The organism is Mesorhizobium sp. B2-6-4, from assembly GCF_006441495.1.
In the GTDB taxonomy this organism is placed as follows: Bacteria; Pseudomonadota; Alphaproteobacteria; order Rhizobiales; family Rhizobiaceae; genus Mesorhizobium.
On record NZ_VFUE01000050.1, the window covers coordinates 1 to 1,238 of the forward strand.

General features: G+C 67.4%; 1 protein-coding gene. It reads left to right on the plus strand.

What is annotated here, in order from left to right; all coding sequences use genetic code 11:
- Positions 1-1,238, plus strand: a 1,238-nt coding sequence (locus tag FJ426_RS31585) for a DUF5801 repeats-in-toxin domain-containing protein (protein ID WP_210242346.1), incomplete at both ends; no start/stop codon positions are given.

The following is a 1,238-nucleotide window of genomic DNA, read 5'->3' on the forward strand; positions in this document are numbered from 1 at the left end:
AAGGACGGCGACGGCGATACGGTCACGCTGACCGGCAAGGCGACGGTCACCGTGGTCGACGACGTGCCGCAGGTGTTTATCGCCGCGACCGGCGTGTCGGTCGTGCATGACGAGACGGCGGGCAACCAGAACGACGACACCAACAGCGCCTCGGTCGCGCACCAGTTCGATTCGCTTGGACTGGGCGCGGCAAGCCTGGGCTATGCGCATGGCAACCTGCCGGTGGTGCTGTTCGGCTCGCTGCCCGGCACGGACGAGCCGCGCGCGGCCGTGCTCAGTCTTGCGGTTGCAGCGCCGGGCACGGATTCGGGCCTGAAGACGACCGACGGGCACGAGATCTCGCTGTTCAAGGAAGGCAATCTGATCGTCGGCCGCGTCGACAACGCGAACGGTACGGCCAATCCCGGCGGCGCCATTGCCTTCGCGGTCTCGGTCGACCAGACCGGCCATATCTCGACGGCACAGTATCTGTCGCTGCAGCATCCGCTGGCCGGCAACGGTTCGGGCGGTTCTTACAATGAGCCGGTCAACTTGTCGGACAAGATCAATGCGGTGGTCACTGTCACCGACTTCGACGGCGACACAGTCAGCCAGTCGCTCGCCATCGGCGCCAAGATCGTCTTCGAAGACGACGGGCCGAAGGTCCTGAGCGGCCATGCCGCCCCGGTGACGATCGACGAGGACGACATTGCCAGCCTGCTGTCGCAGGGAACCTCGCCCTATGACGGGTCCGGCGACGGTTCGGGCACGGAGTTCCCGCTGGGTGCGGCGATCGCATCCGGCTCGCTGAACGGGCTTGTCGACTTCGGCGCCGACGGCCCGGCCGCCGGCGGCGGTTTCGGCTTCACCGGCACGGCGGCCGCAGACCTGACGGCGATCGGGCTGTCGTCGAAGGGCGCCGAGCTGAGCTGGATGGTCCAGGGCAACACGCTGGTCGGCTTTGCCGACAGCAACCACAACGGCGCTTACAACCCGTTTGGCGACCGCACCGTGATGACGGTGACGCTGAACGCCTCGAGCGGCGCCTTCGTGGTGCGCCAGTTCGACCAGCTCGATCATGTCGCACCGCCGGCCGGAACATCGGACCAGAACACCGCGCTGCAGACGCATCTGGGCAGCGGCAGCGTGGCCGGCATCGACCTCGGCTCGGTGTTCCAGGCCAAGGACGGCGACGGCGATACGGTCACGCTGACCGGCAAGGCGACGGTCACCGTGGTCGACGACGTGCCGCAGGTGTT